This window comes from Streptomyces sp. SID3343 (assembly GCF_009865215.1).
In the GTDB taxonomy this organism is placed as follows: domain Bacteria; phylum Actinomycetota; class Actinomycetes; order Streptomycetales; family Streptomycetaceae; genus Embleya.
In genome coordinates, this window is record NZ_WWJX01001253.1 from 1 (window position 1) to 18,071 (window position 18,071).

Sequence of the window (18,071 nt, forward strand, 5' to 3'; positions counted from 1 at the left end):
GGGCGTGCGCTACCTGCTCGGGCCCGGCGCCACCACGATGGCCGTCGCCCGCGCGCTCGGGGTCGACGGCACCCTCCTGGGCGTCGACGTGATCGCCGACGGCGCGCTGCTCGGCGCCGACGTGAGCGAACGCGCGCTGCTCGACCTGATCGACGGCCACCGCGCCGAGGCCGTCGTGTCGGTCATCGGCGGTCAGGGGTTCGTCCTGGGCCGGGGCAACCAGCAGCTCAGCCCCCGGGTGCTCGCCCACGTGAGCACGCTGACCGTGCTCGCCACCAGGTCCAAACTCGTGGCCCTCCAGGGCCGGCCGCTGCTCGCCGACACCGGCGACGTCGCGGTGGACGAAAGCCTGTCCGGCTACGTCCACGTCGTCACGGGTCGGCACGAGAGCGTGCCCTGTCGAATCGTCCCCGCAAGCGAGGAGTTCCACCGATGAGCGGTGTTCTGCACGACAAGGTCTCGATCGTCACCGGTTCGGCATCGGGCATCGGCCGCGCCACCGCGTTGATGTTCGCCCGCGAGGGCGCGGCCGTCGTGGTCGCCGACATCGACGCGGCCGGCGCGGAGCGTACCGCGAAGGAGATCATCGCGCAGGGCGGCCGGGCGATCGCGGTCACCGCCGACGTCTCCGCCGAGGCGGACTGCACGGCCGTGGTGGCCGCGGCCGTCGCCGAATTCGGCGCCCTGCACGTGCTGTTCAACAACGCGGGCATCATCCGCCGTGCGGACGCCATCGGCACGTCCGTGGACGAGTGGGACCGGGTGATGGCGGTCAACGTGCGCTCGGTCTTCCTGATGTGCAAGCACGCCATCCCCGCGATGACGCACGGCGGTTCGATCGTCAACACCGGTTCCGGCTGGGGCCTCAAGGGCGGTGGCAACGCGATCTCGTACTGCGCGTCCAAGGCCGCCGTGGTCAACATGACCCGCGCGCTCGCGATCGACCACGCCGCCGCCGGCATACGGGTCAACTCGGTCAACCCCGGCGACACCGACACCCCGATGCTGCGCGAGGAGGCCCGGCAACTCGCCGAGGACTGGGCCGCGTTCGAGGCCGACGCCGCCGACCGGCCGATGGGCCGCTCGGGGACACCCGAGGAGATCGCCAAGGCGGTCCTGTTCCTGGCGAGCGACGCGTCCAGCTTCGTCACCGGCACCGCGCTGATCGTCGACGGCGGCGGACTCGCCTGACCGTCGTTCGCTCGTGCACGTCCCCCATGCCCGCTTCGCGCTCTTTCCCCCCGGAGGCACCCCGTGTCATTTTCCCGTACCGCGAGAACCGCGTCCGCGCTGGCCGCGTTCGCCGCCCTCGCCGCGACCGCAGGCTGCGGCAGTGGCAGCGGCGGTTCCGGCTCCGGCTCCGGCAAGACCGAGATCACCTGGTCGACCTGGGGCTCACCCGAGGAACTCGAACGCTTCAAGGAGTTCGACAAGGACTTCCAAAAGCGTCACCCGGACATCAAGGTGACCCTCCAGGCGGTGCCCTCCTACGGCGACTACCACGCCAAGCTGCTCACCCAGCTCTCCTCCAAGACGGCGCCCGACGTCTTCTACGTCGGTGACGACTTCATCGGCAAGTTCGTCTCCGCCGGGGTCGTCGCGCCGCTCGACGCACGGATGGCGGCGCCCGACAGCAAGGCCAAGCCGGCGGACTTCGTCGAAGGGCTGTACGGCGGGGCGAAGAAGGGCGACCGGATCTTCGGGATACCCAACGACGCCAATCCCGAGGTGCTTTGGTACGACAAGCAGGCCCTCAAGGACGCCGGCATCACCGACGACCCGGCCACGCTGCACGCGCAGGGCACCTGGACCATGTCCACGTTCCTGGCCATGAACGCCAAGCTCAAGGCCGCGGACAAGGCCGGCTCGATCTTCTACAACTGGTACGGCTCGACCTACAGCATGATCAACGGCTCCGGCGGCAAGGTCTACGACGGCGGGAAGTTCGTCGCCACCACCGACCCCAAGTCGCGCCAGGCGCTCAAGACGCTCGCCGAGGGCTACCAGGACAAGACCTTCCTGGTCGCCGACAACCTGCCCAAGGGCAACGGCGTCGAAGTGCAGTTCATCAAGCACAAGGTCGGGTTCGTCGCGAGCGGTCGCTACATGATCGACACCGTGATGAAGGGCGACAAGGACAACTACGACATCGTGCCCTTCCCGTCGGAGACCGGCGCGCCGGCCCCGTCGGCGGTGGCCACGTCCTTCCTCGCGCTGAACAAGGACTCCAAGAAGGCCGACGCGGCCTGGACGTTCCTGTCCGAGTTCGTCTCCAAGGAAGGCCAGACGCTGCGCCTCAAGGGCGGCGGCAACGCGGTCCCCTCGATCAAGGGTGCCGAGAGCGTGGTCATGGAGGGCTACCCGGCGCACGCGCAGACCTTCGTCGACACCCGCGACAAGGGCTACGCCAACTACCCGCAAGAGGCGGCCGTCCCGGACCTGACCGCGAACATCAACGACTCGCTGATGAAGCTGTGGACCGGCAAGGTCGGGTTCGACCAGGAGATGACCGACCTGAACGCGCTCGTCTCCGGCAAACTCGGCTGATCGGGGGCCGCCGTGACCACGCCGACGCTCGACCGGCCGACCGCAGCACGGCGGCCGTCCGACGCCAAGACCACCCACCGGAGCCTGCGCGCCCGGCGCCGTAAGGAACGCTGGTGGGCCGCCTTCTTCCTGGGCCCGCAGTTGGCCGCACTCGTGACCTTCACCCTCGTACCGTTCGGCTTCGCGATCGTGCTCGCGTTCATGAAGTGGGACGGCCTGGGCGAGAAGTCGTGGGTGGGCCTGGCCAACTTCAAGACCGAGCTCTCCGACCCCCACTTCCGGGACGCGGTCACCAACACCCTCACCCTGGGCCTGCTCACCGTGCCCGCCGGGCTGGCCCTCGCGTTGCTGATCGCGCTCGCGCTCAACAACGTGCGCGGCAAGACGATCTACCGGATGGTCTACTTCCTCCCGGTGGTCACCAGTTCGGTGGCCGTCTCGGTGATCTGGCAGATCATCCTGGCCAGCGGTGACCTGGGCATGCTCAACAACACCGTGCACGACTGGTTCGGCATCACGTTGCCCGACTGGCTCGACGACCCGAACTGGGTGATGGTCGCGATCGCCGCGGTGACCATCTGGTCCTCGGTCGGCCTCAACGTGGTGATCTTCCTGGCCGGGCTCCAGGCGATCCCCGCGCACCTGGGCGAGGTCGCCCGGATCGACGGCGCGGGACCGCTGCGGGTCTTTCGACACATCACCCTGCCGCTGTTGTCGCCGACGATCTTCTTCTCCTTCGTGATCGCGGTGATCAGCTCGTTCCAGGCCTTCGACCAGATCTACGTGCTCGTGAATCCGTCCGTCAACGAGGGCGCGCGCACGATCGTGTTCGAGGTCTACGACCTGGGCTTCAAGAAGTTCGAATTCGGCGTCAGCAGTGCCGCGGCACTGATGCTGACGATCATGACGATCGTGGTGACCCTTGCCCAGTTCAGGTTGCAGAAGCGCTTCGTCCACTACGAGTCGTAAGAGGAGGGTCGTGTGATGGTCGCCTTCGTACGCCGCCGCATCGGCGGTATCGCCCTGCACGCCCTGCTCGTCTGCGGCGGGCTGCTGATGTTGTTCCCGTTCCTGTGGATGGTGTCGACCGCCTTCAAGGGCGAGAGCCAGATGATCCACGACCCGCTGGGGTGGCTGCCCGATCCGTGGACACCGAGCAACTTCCCCGACGCGCTGGACGCGATGCCGTTCGGGCGCGCGTACTGGAACAGCTTCTACATCGCCACGATCACGGTGGTGGCCACGCTGCTGACCGCGTCGATGGCGGCCTACGCGTTCACCAGGATCGAATTCCCGCTCTCGCGGACCCTGTTCGTGTTGTTCCTGGTCACCCAGATGGTGCCGTCGCAGGTCACCATGGTGCCGCTGTACATCATGCTGTCGCACTTCGGCTGGATCGACACCCACCTGGCCCTGATCGTGCCGGCCATCGCGAACCCGTTCGCGGTCTTCATGATGCGCCAGTTCATCCGGTCGGTCCCGGTCGAACTGGAGGAGGCGGCCCGGCTCGACGGCGCGAACCGCTGGACGGTGTTCACCCGGATCGTGCTGCCCAACGTCAAGCCCGGCATGGCGGCCCTGGGGATCATCGTCTTCCTCGCCAGTTGGAACAGCTTCCTGATCCCGTTGGTGTTCCTCAACTCCGAGGAGAACTTCACCGTCCCGATGCTGCTCGCCTCGTTCAAGGGACAGCACGGCGGGCTGAACTTCGGTCTGGTGCTCGCCGCGTCGACCATCTCGGTGGTGCCGATGCTGATCGTGTTCCTGATCGGCCAACGCAAGATCATCAACAGCATGGCCGCATCCGGCCTGGGAGGACGCTGACATGCCGGAGTCTTCGAACGTGCGGCCTTCGAACGTGCGGCCTTCCGGCCCGCCTCCCCTGGACCTGCTCGATCTCGACCTGCGGGAGCGGCCGTTCACCGACCGCGGCTCACGACTGCTGGTGATGGCGCACGACGACGGCAGCCTGTGGATCGCCCGCTCCGAGTACGAACGCCGGCTGAGCGACACGACCGTGCTCACCGGGCTGCGGGTGGTCTCCGCGACCGGGGCCCAACTGCCGGTGCGCCGCGCCCGCGCGGACCGGATCGCCTTCGAGGGCGGGGTGAACCTGGTCTTCGCCGACCCGGACACCCTCGTGCTCACCGGCCACGGGGCCCGCGCGCACTGGGACCATGGCGAGGCCGCGGACATCGACGGCTGCCTCGTCCTGGTGGGGGAAGGGCCGGCCCCGGACGCCGCCGCCGTGACCGAGGCCGCCCGGGCCCGCTGGGCGGCCTGGTTCGAGCGGATGCCGGCCGTGCGCGAGGAACTGCGCGAGCGGGCGGTCATGGCGTGGTGGACGCTCGCGGTGAACCTGCTGCCGATCGGGGCCGCGGCCGGCCGCGAAGGGCTCGTCCCCTCGCGCTACGGCTACGTGGGCGTATGGAACTGGGACGCCTACTTCCACACCGTCGCGCTGCGCCACGCCGACCCGGAACTGGCCCGCGACCAGATCCGCATCCTGCTGGCCCACCAGCGCCCCGACGGCCTGATCCCCGACGTCGTGCACGACGAGGGCGTGCTCACCGAGACCACCGACCTGCCCCGCTCCGACCGCGAACGCCTGGCCGAACACGTAGGCCAAGCCCTGGCCGAGAGCCCCTCTCGCACTTCGACCCCGGACGCCCCGGTCCCGGTGACCAAGCCGCCGCTCACCGCGTGGGCGGTGTGGAAGATCCACGAAGTGGCCCCCGACCTCGCCTTCCTGGCCGAGGTCTACGAGCCGATCGTCCGCTCCCAACAGTGGTGGCTGACCGCCTCCGACCCCGACGGCGACGGACTCGCCGAATACCTGCACCCCTACTCCAGCGGCCTCGACGACAGCCCCGTCTGGGACTACGGCCCCCGGGCCGAACCCCCCGACCTCAACGCCTACCTGGCGCTCCAGTTCGACGTCCTGGGCGACATCGCCGAAGCCCTCGGCCGCGACGACGACGCCGCGAGCTGGCGCACCCGAGCCGCCGAGCACACCGACCTCCTGGTCGCCCGACGCTGGACCGGCACCCGCTTCACCACACTCTCGGCCGGCCGCACCGTCGCGGTGCGCACCGCCCTGGACCTGATGCCGCTGCTCACCGGACGCCTGCCGAAGGACATCGTCGACCACCTGGTCGCCGACCTGCTCTCGCCGAGCTTCTGGGGCGAACGCCCGGTGCCCACGGTCGCCTTCGACGACCCCGCCTTCGACCCGGACGCGATGTGGCGCGGCCCGGTCTGGCTCAACGTCAACTACCTGCTGATCGAGGGCCTACGCCGCTCCGACCGCCCCGACGTCGCCGCCGAACTGACCGAGCGCACGCTGCGGATGGTCGCCGACGGCGGCGGACTGTACGAGTACTGGAACCCGCTCACCGGCCGCCGCGCCAACCGCGCGACCAGCGGATTCGGCTGGTCCAGCGCCCTGTTCACGGACCTGGCCCGCCGCTGACCGCACCCACATACGCCAGTGGGACGGACGCCGACCGGCGCCCGTCCCACTGTCACGTACAGCTCCACTGTCAGGTATCGCTCCACCGCCGCGCATCGCCCCCGAGCGCTCAGCCCGGCGAGCCGCCCAGCTGAAGACCGGCCATCCGAGACCACTCGTACTTCGTCGTCTTCACCTTCGCCGCGAGGTCGTTGGGAAACTCCTCGTGCAGCGTCAGGCCGGCCTGCGCGACCGCGAGGCGGGCGATGTCGGGGCTGCGCACCACCTGATCGGCCCACATGCCGTCGCCGGCCACGATCACGATCCGGGTCGCATCGCGACCGACGAACTCCACGACGGCGTCCCCGCCACCGCCGTGCGCGTCGGTGAAGCGCCGAATGTGCTTGGAGATCCTGCGCACCTGTCGCTCGACCCGCGCGTCCGCGTTACCGGGCGTCTCAGGCGTAGCCGTCGTGGTCTCAGTCATGAAATCCACACTACCGACGCACGCGTACGATCCGGGGCCGAGGTGAGGAAACACCCTTCGGGTTTCCTCGACCTTCCCCGCCTTCCGAATCGAGTGCCTCGATCAGAACAGCAGCGGGTCCACGGCCACCGCGACGAACAGCAGCGTCAGGTAGGTGATCGACCAGTGGAACAGGCGCATTTCCTTGAGCCCCGCACCCGTGGCCTCGGCCTTGGCGCGGCGCTGGAGACCGTGCGCCTCCCACAGCCACGCGATGCCCAGGATCGCCGCGGCGATCGGGTAGAGCGGACCGGTGTCGGCGGCCGGCCACAGGAGCATCGACACCGCGACCATGACCCAGCTGTAGACCACGATCTGATTGGCCACGACCTTGTTGCCGGCCACGACCGGAAGCATCGGCACACCGGCGTTGCTGTAGTCGTCGCTGAACTTCATCGACAACGGCCAATAATGCGGCGGCGTCCAGAAGAAGATCACCGCGAACAGCACGAACGGCGCCCAGTCGAGCGAGTTCGTCACGGCCGTCCAGCCGATCAACACCTGCATGCAGCCCGCGATACCGCCCCACACGATGTTCTGCGGCGTGCGCCGCTTGAGCAGCATCGTGTACACGACGACGTAGTAGAAGATCGCGAAGACCGAGAGCGCCGCCGACAGCGGGTTGACCAGGAACCAGAACCACGCCGTCGAGATCACCCCGAGCGCGCTCGCGAACACGATCGACTCGCGCGGCGAGACCATCCCGGTGACCAGCGGACGCCGCTCGGTGCGATGCATCAACCGGTCGATGTCGCGGTCGATGTACATGTTGAAAGCGTTGGCGCTGCCGGCCGAAAGGTAACCACCGAACACCACGAGCAGAACGAGACCGAGGTCGGGCAGGCCGTGCGCCGCCAGGAACATCACCGGAATCGTGCTGATCAGCAGGAGTTCGATGATGCGCGGCTTGGTGAGGGCCACGAATGCGAGAACCCGGGCCATCGGCGGGCGCGCGCCGGCAGGCACGTTTCCCGCGAGCCCGGCCGGTCGGGATTCGACGGCTGTCACGAACACCCCATCAGCAGCGTTTTCGGCCGGGACCGGGTGCCGCCCGGAAGCCGGTTTGCTCGTCAATAACCAGTGGTGTCGGGTTGTCGAGGCCCGCGCCACTAGCAGGAAACTGTAGTCCCTCACCAGGGGCGCAAAGCCTCCGGGGCATGCCTGCCGCGCCGTCGGGTAGCGGGGACGGAAGCGCCATCTGTCCATACGGCGAACGTCACCACCCGGGTGGCCGTCCACCGAGCGAGGGACGATCCCACCCCCGGTAGGCTCAGCCGTGTGCCTGAGGCGCCGGGGCGACGCCCCGAGTCCGCCGATTTTCGGCCCAAACCCGGAGAGACCCGGAAGGAGCCCTGACCAGGGTGAGCACCAAGCCGACCCCCGACAACAGCTCTCTCGAGTGGAGCGACCTCGACAAGCGCGCGGTCGACACCGCTCGCGTCCTTGCGATGGACGCAGTTCAGAAGGTCGGTAACGGCCACCCCGGAACGGCCATGAGCCTGGCCCCCGCGGCCTACCTCATCTGGCAGAAGTTCCTGCGCCACGACCCGACCGATCCGGACTGGACCGGCCGCGACCGCTTCGTGCTGTCGCCCGGCCACACCAGCCTGACCCTGTACACGCAGCTCTACCTGTCGGGCTACGGCCTGACGCTGGACGACCTCAAGTCGTTCCGCACGTGGGGCAGTCGTACCCCGGGTCACCCCGAGCACGGCCACACCGCCGGCGTCGAGACCACCACCGGGCCGCTCGGCCAGGGCGTGGGCAACGCGGTCGGCATGGCGATGGCCGCACGCTACGAGCGTGGTCTGTTCGACCCGGACGCGGCCCCCGGCACGTCCCCGTTCGACCACACCATCTGGGCGATCGCCTCCGACGGCGACCTCGAAGAGGGCATCTCCTCCGAGGCCAGCTCGCTCGCCGGCCACCAAAAGCTCGGCAACCTCGTGGTGGTCTACGACGACAACCACATCTCGATCGAAGGCGACACCGAGACCGCGTTCAGCGAGGACGTGCTCGCGCGCTACGCGGCCTACGGGTGGCACACCATCCGCGTCGAGCCGCAGGCCGACGGCGACATCGACGTCCGGGCGCTGCACGCGGCGCTCGAAGCCGGCAAGGCCGAGACCGGGCGCCCGACGATGATCGGCCTGCGCACGATCATCGCGTGGCCCGCGCCGAACGCGCAGAACACCGGCAAGGCGCACGGCGCGGCACTGGGCGACGCCGAGGTCGCGGCGACCAAGAAGGTGCTGGGCTTCGACCCGGAGCAGAAGTTCGAGATCGGCGACGACGTGCTCGCGCACGCCCGCAAGGTCGTCGACCGCGGTCGCGAGGCGCACGCCGACTGGAAGAACGCGTTCGCCAAGTGGGCCGAGACCAACCCCGAGCGCGCCGCCGAGCACGCCCGGATCGGCGCCCGTCGGCTGCCCGACGGCTGGGAGAAGGCGCTGCCGGAGTTCGAGGCCGGCAAGCCGGTCGCGACCCGCAAGGCGTCCGGCAAGGTGCTCGCCGCGCTCGGCGCGGTGATCCCGGAACTGTGGGGCGGCTCGGCCGACCTCGCGGAGTCGAACAACACCACGATCGACGAAGGCAGTTCGTTCCTGCCCGAGGGCAACCCCCTCACGGGCGCGAGCCCGTACGGCCGCACCGTGCACTGGGGCATCCGCGAGCACGCCATGGGCTCGACCATGAACGGCATCGCCCTGCACGGCGGGACCCGCATCTACGGCGGCACGTTCCTGGTGTTCAGCGACTACATGCGCCCGGCCGTGCGACTGGCCGCGCTGATGAAACTGCCGACCACCTACGTGTGGACGCACGACTCGATCGGCCTCGGCGAGGACGGCCCCACCCACCAGCCGATCGAGCACATCGCCGCACTGCGCGCGATCCCCGGTCTCGACGTGGTCCGCCCCGCGGACGCGAACGAGGTCGCGGTGGCGTGGCGCAAGATCCTGGAGACCACGGACCGCCCCGCGGGCATCCTGCTCACCCGCCAGGACGTACCGACGTGGGACCGCACCGAGTTCAACTCGGCCGAAGGCGTCGCGCACGGCGGCTACGTCCTGGTCGAGGCGTCCAGCGGGATCCCCGAACTGATCCTGATGGGCACCGGCTCCGAGGTGCAGATGGCCGTCGCCGCGCGCGAGGTGCTCGAAGCCGAGGGCGTGCCGACCCGGGTCGTGTCGATGCCGTGTGTCGAGTGGTTCAACGAGCAGGAGCAGGCGTACCGGGAGAAGGTCCTGCCGCCGTCGATCAAGGCGCGGGTATCGGTCGAGGCCGGTATCGCCCAGGGTTGGCGCGATCTGGTCGGCGACAACGGCCGGATCGTCTCGCTGGAGCACTTCGGCGCGTCGGCCGACTACAAGAAGCTCTTCGCGGAGTTCGGGCTCACCCACGAGGCCGTCGTCTCGGCCGCGCGGGAATCTCTCGCCCACGCCGGTAGCTGAACGTTTCAGTACCCCTGCGGGGGCGCCGGCCGGAAATCCCCGGCCGACGCCCCCGCACCGGGGGCCGGCCCCGGCCCCACGAGGTCGCCGGAAACCGGCCTCCGACTCGAAAAGGAGCAACCTGTCATGACGGAACCCCTGCGTCGCCTGTCCGCCGAGGGCGTGGCCGTGTGGCTCGACGACCTGAGCCGGGCGCGGCTGGAATCCGGCAACCTGAAGGACCTGGTCCGCGACAGCGGCGTCGTCGGCGTCACCACGAACCCGGCGATCTTCCAGAAGGCCATCTCGGGCAACGACATCTACGACCCGCAACTGCGTGATCTCGCCGTGCGTGGCGTCACCGTCGAAGAGGCCGTCCGGATGATCACCACGGCCGACGTGCGCGAAGCGTGCGACGTGCTGCGCCCGGTCTACGACGCCACCGACGGTCTCGACGGCCGGGTCTCGATCGAGGTCGACCCGCGCCTCGCGCACAACAGCGAGCCGACCAGCGCCGAGGCCCGCCAGCTGTGGTGGCTCGTCGACCGGCCGAACCTGTTCGTCAAGATCCCCGCGACCAAGGCCGGGCTGCCCGCGATCTCGCAGGCACTCGCCGAGGGCATCAGCGTCAACGTGACGCTGATCTTCTCGCTGGCCCGCTACCGCGAGGTCATGGAGGCGTACCTGGAGGGCCTGGAGCGCGCCCGCGCGACCGGCAAGGACATCTCCAAGATCGAATCCGTCGCGTCGTTCTTCGTCTCCCGCGTGGACACCGAGATCGACAAGCGGCTCAAGGAGATCGGCACCGACGAGGCGAAGGCCCTCGCCGGCAAGGCCGCCGTCGCCAACGCGCGACTCGCCTACCAGGCGTACGAAGAGGTCTTCGGGACCGACCGCTGGGCGGCCCTCGCCGCCGCGGGCGCCCGACCGCAGCGTCCGCTGTGGGCCTCGACCGGCGTCAAGGACCCCTCCTACCGCTCCACGATGTACGTGGACGACCTGGTCGTGAAGGGCACCGTCAACACGATGCCCGAGGCGACCATGGAAGCCGTCGCCGCCGAAGGCAAGATCACCGGCGACACGGTGCACGGCACCTACGAGGCGGCCCGGGCCGACCTGGACGCCATCGCCAAGCTCGGCATCTCCTACGACGAGGTCGTCGACCTGTTGGAGGAGGAGGGCGTCGAGAAGTTCGAGACCTCCTGGAACGAGCTGCTCGCGTCCGTCCAGGGCGAGCTGGACCGGCTCGCCAAGGACTGAACCACCCGCGCCGTGCGGCGGTCGACCTCCCTCGGTCGATCGTGACCCCACCCGCAGCACCGTTTGTCCCGTCGCCGCCGAATGTGACCCGTTCGGCGGCGACGGGACGGATACTCCACGCAATCAGGGCATGATTTCAGCACACTCCCACCCCATAAATAGGAGGGCTGACCGCCCGTGGTACACGCAAACGACGAACGCGTGACCGCCGGCGGCGTGGACGTCACCGTTTCCGGTGATCTCTCGCACGCTGCCGCCGTCGCCGAAGTCATCACCGCCTGCGTCGTGGACAAGGTGCCCGCGCGCCTCGCGGCGTCCGACGCGACCCTTTGGGGCCCGGACGCCGAATCCACGGCCGCGATCCGACTGGGATGGGTGGACCTGCCCGCCTCCTCGCGCGCGCTCCTGCCCCAGCTCGCCGAGCTGCGCGAAAGCCTGCGCGCCGAGGGCCTGGACCACGTGGTCCTCGCCGGCATGGGCGGCTCCTCGCTCGCGCCCGAGGTCATCACGGCGACCTACGGCAAGCCGCTGACCGTGCTCGACACCACCGACCCGCAGCAGGTCCGCCGCGCACTCGGCGAGGACCTGGAGCGCACCGTCGTGGTCGTCTCCAGCAAGAGCGGCGGCACCGTCGAGACCGACAGCCACCGCCGCGCCTTCGAACAGGCCTTCCTGGACGAGGGGTTGACCAACGAACAGCTCTCCCGGCGGATCGTGATCGTGACCGACCCGGGCTCGCCGCTGGAGAACACCGCGCGCAACGCCGGCTACCACGTGGTCCTCGCGGACCCCAACGTCGGCGGGCGCTACTCGGCGCTGACCGCGTTCGGCCTGGTGCCCAGCGCGCTGGCCGGCGTCGACGTCGAAGCGCTCCTCGACGACGCCGCGGCGCTCGCGCCGTCGCTGTCCGAGGACCAGGACAACCCCGGCCTCCTGCTCGGCGCCGTGCTCGGCGCCGCGGCCAACCACGGCCGGGACAAGCTCGTGCTCGCCGACACCGGTGACATCGTGGGCTTCGGCGACTGGGCCGAACAGCTCGTCGCCGAGTCCACCGGCAAGCAGGGCCGCGGCATCCTGCCGGTCGTGGTCGAGGGCGTCGACGCGCCGGGCTTCGCCCGCTCGGTGGGCGGCGACGCCGTACGCGTGGTGATCGGCGACGAGAGCATCGACCGCCCCGACGCCGACCTGCGGGTATCCGGCCCGCTGGGCGCGCAGTTGCTGCTGTGGGAGTACGCGACGGCGGTCGCCGGCCGGGTCATCGGCATCGACCCGTTCGACCAGCCGAACGTGCAGGAGTCCAAGGACAACACCGGCGCCCTGCTGGAGCGTTCGGGCGACGGCCCGCTGCCCGAGGGCGAGCCGGCGTTCACCGACGGCGCGGTGCAGGTGCACGGCGACGCCGAACTGCTCGACGGCGCGAGCGACCTCACCGGTGCGCTGCGCGCGCTGCTGGCGACGGTGCCCGACAACGGCTACGTGGCCGTGATGGCCTACCTCGACCGGCTCGGCGACACGGCCGCGCCGCAGGTGCGGCCGCTGCTCGCCGAGGCACTGACCGGCGAGCAGGTCACCTTCGGCTGGGCCCCGCGCTTCCTGCACTCGACCGGCCAGTTCCACAAGGGCGGCCCCGCGGTGGGCGTCTTCCTCCAGCTCACCGGCGCCGTCACCGAGGACCTGGAGGTGCCCGCGAAGCCGTACACCTTCGGTCGGCTCCAGATGGCCCAGGCGCTCGGCGACCTCGGCGCCATCACGTCGCGCCGGCGGCCCGTACTGCGGTTGCACCTGACCGACCGCGCGGCCGGCCTGGAGCAACTCCTCACCGCCGCCCGCGCCCTCGGGAACGGAGCGGGTCGATGAGCCCCAAGGCCACCAAGTCCAAGCCGGCCGTGTGGCCGGACAACCCGCTGCGCGACCCCCAGGACCGCCGCCTCCCGCGCATCGCGGGCCCGTCGGGCCTGGTCATCTTCGGCGTCACCGGCGACCTGTCCCGCAAGAAGCTGATGCCGGCGATCTACGACCTCGCCAACCGCGGGCTGCTGCCGCCGGGCTTCGCGCTCACCGGCTTCGCCCGACGCGACTGGGAGAACCAGGACTTCGCGCAGGTCGTCTACGAAGCGGTCAAGGAACACGCGCGCACCCCCTTCCGCGAGGAGGTGTGGCAGCAACTGTCCGAGGGCTTCCGTTTCGTCCAGGGCGAGTTCGACGACGGCAAGGCGTTCGACCAGCTGCGCCAGACGATCGACGAACTCGACGCGCAGCAGGGCACCCAGGGCAACCACGCGTTCTACCTGTCGGTACCGCCGAAGGCGTTCCCCGAGGTGGTGCGCCAGCTCAAGGAGCACGGGCTCGCCGACCCCAAGGCCGAGTCGTGGCGCCGCGTGGTCATCGAGAAGCCGTTCGGGCACGACCTCAAGAGCGCCCGCGAGCTGAACAAGGTCGTCGACGAGGTCTTCCCGCCCGAAGCGGTCTTTCGCATCGACCACTACCTGGGCAAGGAAACCGTCCAGAACATCATGGCGCTGCGCTTCGCCAACACGATGTTCGAACCGCTGTGGAACCGCTCCTACGTGGACCACATCCAGATCACCATGGCCGAGGACATCGGCATCGGCGGCCGGGCCGGCTACTACGACGGCATCGGCGCCGCGCGCGACGTGATCCAAAACCACCTGCTGCAACTCCTCGCGCTGATCGCCATGGAGGAGCCGATGTCGTTCGACGCGGACTCGCTCGTGGCCGAGAAGATCAAGGTGCTCAGCTCGGTCAAGCTGCCCGACGACCTCTCGCGCGGCACCGTCCGCGCGCAGTACACGCGCGGCTGGCAGGGCGGCGAACTGGCCAAGGGCTACCTCGAAGAGGACGGCATCCCGCCGGACTCGCGCACCGACACCTACGCGGCGATCAAGCTGGAGGTCGAGAACCGCCGCTGGGCGGGCGTCCCGTTCTACCTGCGCGCCGGCAAGCGCCTGGGCCGCCGGGTCACCGAGATCGCGGTCGTCTTCCAGCGCGCCCCGCACCTGCCCTTCGACGCCACCGCGACCGAGGAGCTGGGACAGAACGCCCTGGTCATCCGGGTGCAGCCGGACGAGGGCATGACGGTGCGATTCGGCTCCAAGGTGCCCGGCACCGCGATGGAGGTGCGCGACGTCAACATGGACTTCGCGTACGGCGAGTCGTTCACCGAGTCGAGCCCGGAGGCGTACGAACGACTGCTGCTCGACGTCCTGCTCGGCGACGCGCCGCTGTTCCCGCGGCACGAGGAGGTCGAGCTGTCCTGGAAGATCCTCGACCCGATCGAGGAGCACTGGGCGCAGCACGGCAAGCCCGAACCCTACGTGTCCGGGACCTGGGGTCCCGACGCGGCCGACGAGATGCTCGCACGTGACGGACGGAGCTGGCGCCGCCCATGATGATCGATCTGACGGACACCAAGTCGAGCAAGATCAACGCCGCCCTGGTGGAGGCGCGCCGAGGCATGGGCAGCCCCACCCTCGGCATGGTCCTGACTCTGGTCATCGTCACCGACGAGGCCAACCAGTACGACGCGATGAAGGCCGCGGGCGAGGCCGCCCGCGAGCACCCCTCGCGCATCCTCGTGGTGATCGGTCGCCCGGGCGCGGAGATCACCCCGCGCCTGGACGCCGAGGTCCGGGTCGGCGACTCGGGCGTCGGCGAGACCGTACTGCTGCGCCTGCACGGCGAGTTGGCGGACCACGCCGAGTCGGTCGTGCTGCCGCTGCTGCTGCCCGACGCGCCGGTCGTGGTGTGGTGGCCGGGACGCGCGCCGGAGGTGCCGAGCAAGGACCTGCTCGGCGCGCTGGCCACGCGACGGGTCACCGACGCCGCGGCTCCGCCGCGCCGGGCCGACGTGCTGCGGCTGCGCGCGAGCGCGTACACACCGGGGGACACCGACCTGGCGTGGACGCGCACGACGCCGTGGCGCAGCCTGCTGGCCGCGGCGCTGGACCAGAAGTACAGCACGATCCTGGGCGCGAAGGTCGGCGCGAAGGCGGGCAACCCGAGTGCGGAACTGCTCGCGCTGTGGATCACCGACCGGCTCGGCATCGACGTCGAGCGGGTGGAGACCAACGGCCCCGGCATCACGTCGGTGACCGTCGTGACCAAGGACGGCGAAATCGTCGTCGACCGCCCGGACGGCATGATGGCGTCGCTGTCCTCGCCCGGTCAGCCGGACCGCGTGGTCGCGCTCAAGCGCCGCGAGGCGTCCGATCTGGTTGCGGAGGAACTGCGCCGGCTGGACCCGGACGACGTGTACGCGGCGACGCTCGCACGCGCCGCCCTGGAAGCGGCGCGCGAACCGGCGTCGGCGTCGGGCTCGTTCGCGGAGGAACCGAGGTCGCAGACGCCGGTGGCCGACGTGGAGGAGGAGACCGAGGGCGAGGCCCGGCGACCGAAGCGGGCCAAGGAACTCGGCCAGGCGCCACCGCTGAAGGACACGTCGGACGGGCGTTCGGCGGACGAGGGCTCGGCGGGCGGTGATTCGGCGGGCAAGGCGTCGGGCAAGGCCTCGTCGGGCAAGGCCTCGCCTGCTCAGGCCTCGCCTGCTCGGGCCGCGTCGGACAAGGCTTCGCCGGTCAAGCGGGCGTCGAGTGCGGCCAAGTCGGCGCGCAAGACGGTGTCGGCGGCTGCCACGAAGAAGACCGCGGCCCGCACACCGCGCAAGCCGGCGACGAAGAAGAAGGGCGACGACGCGTGAGCGCCGGGCACGGACCGGTCCGGGTACACGCCGACACGGCACTGATGGCCAAGGCGGCGGCGACCGGGCTGATCCAGCGGGTCGCGGACGCGCAGGCCGAGTTCGATGTCGCGCACATCGTGCTGACCGGTGGCCGCAACGGCAACGCGTTGCTGTACGAACTGTCGCTGACACCCACGTTGAACGCGATCGACTTCGACCGACTGCACATCTGGTGGGGCGACGAGCGTTTCCTGCCGGCCGGCCACGCCGACCGCAACGAGACGCAGGCGCGCGAGGCATTGCTGAACACCGTCCCGGTGGTCGAGGAACTGGTGCACGCGATGCCGGCGAGCGACGGCCCGGACGGCGACGACGTGGCCGCGGCCGCGGCCCGCTACGCGGCGGAGCTTGCGGCGGCGGCGCCCGAGGGCGCTTTGGTGCCGGCCTTCACGCTGGCGATGTTCGGAGTCGGCCCGGACACGCACGTGGCCTCCCTGTTCCCGGACTTCCCGGCCACGGCCGAGACCGAGCGAACGGTGCTCGCGGTCCGCGACGCCCCCAAGCCCCCACCGACCCGAATCACCTTGACCTTCCCCGCGATCCGCGCCGCACACGAGGTGTGGCTGCTGGCAGCGGGCGAGGACAAGGCCGACGCGGTGGCATCGGCACGGGCCTCGGCAGACGCGGTCAAGACCCCGGCAGCCGGCGCGTTCGGCACCGGCGCGACGCTGTGGCTGCTGGACCGGGCAGCGGCGGCGAACCTGACGGAGTAGCGGGCGGGTCGAGCCGGGTCGGGTCGAGTTGGGTCGGGTCGCGTCGGGTTTGGGTTGAGGTTGAGCGGGGCGGGGCGGGGGCAATGCGCTCCCGCCCTGCCTTGTACCTGGGGTCAGGGGTGGATGCAGGGGTGGTGCAGTCCGGGTCGGGTGTCCACCACGTCCTGTTGGGGTCGTAACCGGTCGGTTTGGCGGGGGTGGTGGGACCGGGTGGTTCGCGGTCGGGGTGCAGGTCGGCGCCGGCGTCGAGTTGCCTACGGATGTGCGCGTCGAGGGGCCCCAGAGTGAGCTTCGCCTGTTCGGGGGTGACCCCCTCGATGCCGTACCAACCGCCGACGAAACGCAGTTCGGCAAATACGACGTACTTGCCGTAGCGCGCCCAGTAGAGCCATTCGTCGGCCGAGGCGGCGTGCGGCCCCCGTTGGCTCTCCAACTGTCCCTGGCTCGAACCCCCGACCTGGAAGGGACTGATCACGGTCGGCTTCACACCGGCACCCCAGTCTTCGGCGTTCACCTTGTGCGGGGCGTACCCCGCGAAGTTCTTTCGCGCGTCGCCGACGTTCTTGAACCGGCTGATGATCAGCCGCACATTCAACGATCCGCTCCAGATGCGGCCTGCGCTGCCCTCCCCCTCGTACATGTGGCCGAGGCCGAAGACGGAGTCCAACTCCATCGCCCGCCCACCCGCGAGTACGTCGGGAAAGATTGCCGGAATCAGCACGTCGGCACGCCGATCCGGTGGCCCCGACGACGTGTCGCCGGCGAACAGGGACGAGCATCCGCTCACGATCAAAATCAACACGGCAACTGCGGCCAGGCTGCCGAGCTCGCGCCGGGGATACGTATGCCGGGGTCGTCGCGGCCTCAAAATCGTGTGATCTCGCGTATGGAAGTGCCGAGTTCGGCCTCTGCCCGAGGCGTCGCCGTGCTCGGCAGCTTGACGGGCGGCTCCTGCGGAAGCGCCTTACCGGCCGAGGCCGCGCCTTTCGGATCCAGCGCGTCGGCGATCTTCCCCACGGTGATCCCCCGATTGCAGTGAGTGCTGTCGATGCGCCGCTCAAATTAGCGCATACGCTCGACCGCTCGCTTCGAAGCGCGGCGGCACAACCCCGGTGAGCACACGAGACGCTGCCTCTCGCTGCCCGTGGTTCCCCGCGCTGTGCGGATGTTGGGGGCGGGTGTTCTCGGCCGCCGTTTGCGCTTTGGTGGGCAGCGGGTGGCTTTGTGCTATCGGGTGGGCGACAGGTGACGGGGGCGTCCCTGGCCCGGACACACCGGCGGTCAGGAGCCTTGGGTTTCCCGGCGAGAGGTGGGGTGTTGCTCGTCGAAAACCGGCTGGCAGCGGCGGGCGGGGAGGGGGCTCGGGGTGGGTTCGCCGGCGAGA

15 protein-coding genes and 1 pseudogene are annotated in these 18,071 nt (G+C 70.0%); 12 read left to right on the forward strand and 4 right to left on the reverse strand.

Translation table 11 applies throughout. From position 1 onward, the window contains the following. The 6 genes and pseudogenes from GT354_RS39310 to GT354_RS39335 all read left to right on the forward strand — a co-directional run. A pseudogene (locus tag GT354_RS39310) lies at nt 1-436 on the forward strand (NAD(+)/NADH kinase); the annotation flags it as partial. Further along, nucleotides 433-1,191 carry an SDR family NAD(P)-dependent oxidoreductase gene (locus tag GT354_RS39315; protein WP_161361153.1) on the forward strand — a complete coding sequence of 253 codons (759 nt, stop codon included), beginning with the start codon at nt 433-435 and terminating at the stop codon, nt 1,189-1,191. The pseudogene GT354_RS39310 and the gene GT354_RS39315, both read left to right, overlap by 4 nt. 63 nt (nt 1,192-1,254) lie before the next feature. Then, nucleotides 1,255-2,547, forward strand: coding sequence for a sugar ABC transporter substrate-binding protein (locus tag GT354_RS39320; protein ID WP_161361154.1), 1,293 nt, complete (start codon nt 1,255-1,257; stop codon nt 2,545-2,547). A 12-nt stretch (nt 2,548-2,559) separates the two neighbouring features. Beyond that, nucleotides 2,560-3,516 carry a sugar ABC transporter permease gene (locus tag GT354_RS39325; protein WP_161361155.1) on the forward strand — a complete coding sequence of 319 codons (957 nt, stop codon included), beginning with the start codon at nt 2,560-2,562 and terminating at the stop codon, nt 3,514-3,516. Between the two features lie 15 nt (nt 3,517-3,531). Next, on the forward strand, nt 3,532-4,371 hold the full coding sequence (locus GT354_RS39330; protein WP_161361156.1) for a carbohydrate ABC transporter permease: 840 nt from the start codon (nt 3,532-3,534) through the stop codon (nt 4,369-4,371). A gap of 1 nt (nt 4,372) precedes the next feature. Further along, nucleotides 4,373-6,019, forward strand: a complete 1,647-nt coding sequence (locus tag GT354_RS39335) for a glycogen debranching protein (protein ID WP_202512796.1) — start codon at nt 4,373-4,375, stop codon at nt 6,017-6,019. Nucleotides 6,020-6,128: 109 nt separating this feature from the next. Here GT354_RS39335 and GT354_RS39340 read toward each other — a convergent pair whose 3' ends face one another. Together GT354_RS39340 and GT354_RS39345 are read right to left on the reverse strand one after the other, a co-directional pair. Beyond that, on the reverse strand, nt 6,129-6,485 hold the full coding sequence (locus GT354_RS39340) for a hypothetical protein (RefSeq protein WP_161361157.1): 357 nt from the start codon (nt 6,483-6,485) through the stop codon (nt 6,129-6,131). Nucleotides 6,486-6,587: 102 nt separating this feature from the next. Then, entirely contained in the window at nt 6,588-7,532 is a 945-nt protein-coding gene (locus GT354_RS39345) for a heme o synthase (RefSeq protein WP_161361158.1), read from the reverse strand. Nucleotides 7,533-7,885: 353 nt separating this feature from the next. On the opposite strand from GT354_RS39345, the gene tkt reads away from it, so the two are divergent. The 6 genes from tkt to pgl all read left to right on the forward strand — a co-directional run bounded on the left by tkt (nt 7,886) and on the right by pgl (nt 16,687). Next, nucleotides 7,886-9,976: a transketolase gene (gene tkt, locus GT354_RS39350; RefSeq protein ID WP_161361159.1), complete on the forward strand. Its 2,091-nt coding sequence runs from the start codon at nt 7,886-7,888 to the stop codon at nt 9,974-9,976. Nucleotides 9,977-10,102: 126 nt separating this feature from the next. Next, nucleotides 10,103-11,215 (forward strand): transaldolase, encoded by a 1,113-nt coding sequence (gene tal, locus GT354_RS39355; RefSeq protein ID WP_161361160.1) that lies wholly within the window; start codon nt 10,103-10,105, stop codon nt 11,213-11,215. A gap of 177 nt (nt 11,216-11,392) precedes the next feature. Continuing rightward, complete coding sequence (locus GT354_RS39360) at nt 11,393-13,072, forward strand: glucose-6-phosphate isomerase (RefSeq protein ID WP_346012377.1); 1,680 nt, start codon at nt 11,393-11,395, stop codon at nt 13,070-13,072. After that, a complete protein-coding gene (gene zwf / locus GT354_RS39365) occupies nt 13,069-14,625 on the forward strand; it encodes a glucose-6-phosphate dehydrogenase (protein WP_161361161.1) in 1,557 nt (518 codons plus the stop codon). The genes GT354_RS39360 and zwf overlap by 4 nt, the downstream gene beginning before the upstream one ends. After that, nucleotides 14,622-15,932, forward strand: a complete 1,311-nt coding sequence (locus GT354_RS39370; RefSeq protein ID WP_161361162.1) for a glucose-6-phosphate dehydrogenase assembly protein OpcA — start codon at nt 14,622-14,624, stop codon at nt 15,930-15,932. The genes zwf and GT354_RS39370 overlap by 4 nt, the downstream gene beginning before the upstream one ends. 44 nt (nt 15,933-15,976) lie before the next feature. Beyond that, nucleotides 15,977-16,687: a 6-phosphogluconolactonase gene (gene pgl, locus GT354_RS39375; RefSeq protein WP_161361167.1), complete on the forward strand. Its 711-nt coding sequence runs from the start codon at nt 15,977-15,979 to the stop codon at nt 16,685-16,687. Here the strand turns inward: pgl and GT354_RS39380 are convergent. Together GT354_RS39380 and GT354_RS39385 are read right to left on the reverse strand one after the other, a co-directional pair. Beyond that, nucleotides 16,602-17,489 carry a hypothetical protein gene (locus GT354_RS39380; RefSeq protein WP_161361163.1) on the reverse strand — a complete coding sequence of 296 codons (888 nt, stop codon included), beginning with the start codon at nt 17,487-17,489 and terminating at the stop codon, nt 16,602-16,604. The genes pgl and GT354_RS39380 overlap by 86 nt on opposite strands. 62 nt (nt 17,490-17,551) lie before the next feature. Then, on the reverse strand, nt 17,552-17,704 hold the full coding sequence (locus tag GT354_RS39385; protein WP_161361164.1) for a hypothetical protein: 153 nt from the start codon (nt 17,702-17,704) through the stop codon (nt 17,552-17,554). Nucleotides 17,705-18,071 lie beyond the last annotated feature (367 nt).

What these genes read in the sequence shown, in the direction of transcription:
- GT354_RS39340 (WP_161361157.1), bottom strand. Translation starts at nt 6,485, where the DNA reads ATGACTGAGACCACGACGGCTACGCCTGAGACGCCCGGTAACGCGGAC.
- zwf (WP_161361161.1), top strand. Translation starts at nt 13,069, where the DNA reads ATGAGCCCCAAGGCCACCAAGTCCAAGCCGGCCGTGTGGCCGGACAAC.
- tal (WP_161361160.1), top strand. Translation starts at nt 10,103, where the DNA reads ATGACGGAACCCCTGCGTCGCCTGTCCGCCGAGGGCGTGGCCGTGTGG.
- pgl (WP_161361167.1), top strand. Translation starts at nt 15,977, where the DNA reads ATGGCCAAGGCGGCGGCGACCGGGCTGATCCAGCGGGTCGCGGACGCG.
- GT354_RS39335 (WP_202512796.1), top strand. Translation starts at nt 4,373, where the DNA reads ATGCCGGAGTCTTCGAACGTGCGGCCTTCGAACGTGCGGCCTTCCGGC.
- GT354_RS39370 (WP_161361162.1), top strand. Translation starts at nt 14,622, where the DNA reads ATGATGATCGATCTGACGGACACCAAGTCGAGCAAGATCAACGCCGCC.
- GT354_RS39330 (WP_161361156.1), top strand. Translation starts at nt 3,532, where the DNA reads ATGGTCGCCTTCGTACGCCGCCGCATCGGCGGTATCGCCCTGCACGCC.
- GT354_RS39315 (WP_161361153.1), top strand. Translation starts at nt 433, where the DNA reads ATGAGCGGTGTTCTGCACGACAAGGTCTCGATCGTCACCGGTTCGGCA.